Raw genomic sequence first — 3,141 nt, 5'->3', positions numbered from 1 at the left:
TGTCCTGTTAGAGAAGGGTTATAAGCCAGAGGCTTATCGTCATCTAATTTTGACAGGTCTATATCGTAAGCCGATGAATTTTAACTTTGAAGGATTAGATTCTTCGCAATCTTTTGTTGAGAAGTTGAATAAAAAATACCAAGAATTTAAAGCATCAGTTACAGATGCTGACAGCGTTGATCGTGAAAAAGTTGATTCTGTGATGACTGAGTTCTGGGGATTTTTGGAAAATGATTTGGCTACACCAAGAGCCTTAGCAACCTTAAGTGGAGTGCTCAAGTCTAAGGAATTTAATAATCACGAAAAATCAATCATTTTGCAAGAGATGGATGAAGTTTTGGGGTTATTATGGAGTTTTTAAGGACAGTCAGGCAGAGGTATTTGTCTTGAAAGAGATGAATAAGGTGTTAGGGTTACTGGAAGAGTAATTTTTCGCAGTAATCGTTTAAAGTTGGGTTTGGAAGGACAATGATGTCCTTCCTTTTTAATTGTAAGGATACAGTCAAGGTTTCACCATACTAATTATATGGAGGTCAGTATGGAAGAGCAAAAAGAATTGTGCGACTGTTCTTGTCAGAACAGTGGTTGTGTTCTTTTGGTAGAGGTAAAAAATACGAAAATATGTTGTGTTGAGTTAGAACGTAAGTTAATCGTTCATGAATTAACTTTTTTGCATGAGCAGTTGAAAAAAGTTCTTGCAGAAGGGGATGACTTTTTAAAAAGTTATTATCAAAAGCGTTTGTTAGATCTCGAAAGTGAGGCACAGCTTCATTTTCCAAATCTTTTTGCAACAGGATTACTTCGTGTCCATACCTCGTTTTGATGATAAATAAGCCTAGCTTGCAGTATGTAACTAGGCTTATTTATCAATAAGGTTTTCTAATTGTATCCTTGCTTTTTTTTAGATCGTTAGAAAAACGGCTCGATAGCCAAGTGGTAAGGCAGAGGTCTGCAAAACCTTTATGCGCCGGTTCAAATCCGACTCGAGCCTCCAATGTTATTGTCAAAATGTTTTGGTAATTAAAGTTTATTAGATGTAGCAGGGCAAGGTTAACATCTTTTCAAGATATACATATTATGCAGATATGTTACCAATATTTTAATCGCAAAAATTATAATAATTGGCTTATGGATTTTGAGGCATTAGAATATGTTGAACATAACAGGAATACATATATAGTTAATGTGTATCCGTGTATGCCTAAAAGTTATGATAATCAAATCGAACAAATGTTATTACAATATGGTTTCATTATTTATAAAAAGGAATTAAAATTAAATTTTAATGGTTTGTTTAATCTAAAACAAATTCAATATCGGGGAGAAAAGTGGATTGAAGATACTAAAATCTAGCATCTGATGTCAAAGCATCGATATGTTATAAAAATAATTATACAAGAATCTATATATTTCTTTGTGATTCTCTTGATAAAGTTCGCTTAGTGAAGTTTAAAATACGTAGCTTAATAAAGCTTGGGAATTTACCTGTTCATATAAATGATACACACAAAGAAGCTGTAGAAATGGCACAGATCTATTTTAACGATAATAGCTTATTTATGTTGTGTAATATAATTCTGCCATCATATACAATGTCATTTAATAGTTTAATCGAAAATTTTAAGGAATTAGTTATTTCTAATGGATCTAAAATAGAAGATTTTTGCATTATAGACACTGATTTTTTCAAAAAAACTAAATTAGATAATCTGAAAGTAATTTACATAGGAGATAAAACAAAGGTTTTTGATAAAAGAATACACATTATAAATGAAGATTTTTTGAAATCGTATTCATACGTTACAACAGATTTTATTTTAAAACCTAATTTCTTTTTTTATTATAATAACGTAAAGATTGCTTTTCCTTTAGTATTACCCCAAAATAAACTTTGGTTTTTTCAATCTATTAAATATTATAAATATATCCCTTTTTTAGATTTTTTTGTTTATCTTTTGATAAGTGGCAAAACATATTCCTATAGTCTACAGAAAAATATTGAGTTATTAGATGATTGGCACAACGCTACATGCGTAGCTTTATAGATTACATGTTGTCAAACATGTATTGTTCTATTTTTTTCTGTTCAGGAGTTCATTTATCTACTAGTTGAGTGCGAAACATAATTCTTCTCCATACGATTACGATACGATTGAGGAACTTTAAGCAAAGAAGTTTAAAACTTAACTTAACCTTAAACTTTAATATTAATCGTAACTTGACTTTCAGAATACAGAATAAAGGAGAATTATGCATAAACATAAACACTATGTTCAAGGCACATGCTTATTTATCACCTCACGAAAGAATTCTGGTGCAGGGTTCTTTTTTTATCTTGTTCTTATATGAAATCAACTGATAAACTGGACGATATATTCTCTTATCATTAAATTTCTTTTTCTTTAGACTGATAATCGCAAAAAGAACCCTGAACCAGAATAAAATCCAGAATGATAAAATTATTTATAAGATTCCCCAAATATATCTATTAATTCTTCCAAAATTTTCCCATTTGGTGTTAACTCATAATTAACATCAAAACCGCTGGTTTGTAGTTCATTACAAACTAAATTACGAATTTTGTCAGCTATACCATCATCAACTTGAATAGTAATAAACTTTACTCCTTGATTTAATATTACTGTATCTTCTTCAGTAATATGTAATTCTTTATTTAGTCCTTTAGAATCTTTCAAAAGAATATTTATTAAATAATTAATATGAGTTTTATTTAACTTAATTACCATTGTTTTTATTGTTTTGAAGTTTGATAGATTTTTTCGAAGATGTCTTATTAACTGATATAATTTGTCCTGTTTATGGATTAACAACAACTTCACTACTTTTACCTATAAAACGTTGACTCTGGCGTCCATATTTATCAACAATAACCTCACCAATTTTTAAAGGATTTTTTAAACTATCTAAAATAGCTTCTGGTTTAATCCATCGTTCTATTACTCTATTTAAACCATGCTTAGTAAAACTAGTAACTTCTATATTATTTTTTTTTCTCTAGTTTTTTTCTCTAGTGCAGGGTTCTTTTATGATCTTTTTATGATAATTCCAATATGAAACGAATTTTTACTTGCTTGTTTTTAGTGTAGGGTATTTTTTTAAAGATAACTATTAAATATTACT

General features: G+C 29.3%; 4 protein-coding genes, 1 tRNA gene and 1 pseudogene. 5 read left to right on the top strand and 1 reads right to left on the bottom strand.

What is annotated here, in order from left to right; all coding sequences use genetic code 11:
- From LBD57_RS04125 to LBD57_RS04105, 5 genes and pseudogenes are all read left to right on the top strand, one after another.
- Positions 1 to 361 (top strand): annotated as a pseudogene (locus tag LBD57_RS04125) (hypothetical protein); the annotation flags it as partial.
- A gap of 177 nt (positions 362 to 538) precedes the next feature.
- Entirely contained in the window at positions 539 to 823 is a 285-nt protein-coding gene (locus LBD57_RS04120) for a hypothetical protein (protein ID WP_373470064.1), read from the top strand.
- A 96-nt stretch (positions 824 to 919) separates the two neighbouring features.
- Positions 920 to 994 (top strand) — tRNA-Cys (locus tag LBD57_RS04115).
- An 83-nt stretch (positions 995 to 1,077) separates the two neighbouring features.
- A complete protein-coding gene (locus LBD57_RS04110; RefSeq protein WP_373470063.1) occupies positions 1,078 to 1,353 on the top strand; it encodes a hypothetical protein in 276 nt (91 codons plus the stop codon).
- Between the two features lie 89 nt (positions 1,354 to 1,442).
- Positions 1,443 to 2,045 carry a hypothetical protein gene (locus LBD57_RS04105; protein WP_373470062.1) on the top strand — a complete coding sequence of 201 codons (603 nt, stop codon included), beginning with the start codon at positions 1,443 to 1,445 and terminating at the stop codon, positions 2,043 to 2,045.
- A 414-nt stretch (positions 2,046 to 2,459) separates the two neighbouring features.
- Here LBD57_RS04105 and LBD57_RS04100 read toward each other — a convergent pair whose 3' ends face one another.
- On the bottom strand, positions 2,460 to 2,747 hold the full coding sequence (locus tag LBD57_RS04100; protein ID WP_373470061.1) for a hypothetical protein: 288 nt from the start codon (positions 2,745 to 2,747) through the stop codon (positions 2,460 to 2,462).
- Between the last annotated feature and the right edge of the window lie 394 nt (positions 2,748 to 3,141).

It is taken from the genome of Candidatus Endomicrobiellum cubanum (assembly GCF_031278955.1).
Taxonomy (GTDB): domain Bacteria; phylum Elusimicrobiota; class Endomicrobiia; order Endomicrobiales; family Endomicrobiaceae; genus Endomicrobiellum; species Endomicrobiellum cubanum.
Note: the sequence above shows the minus strand (reverse complement) of the source record. Positions and strands in the feature narration are given on the sequence as shown.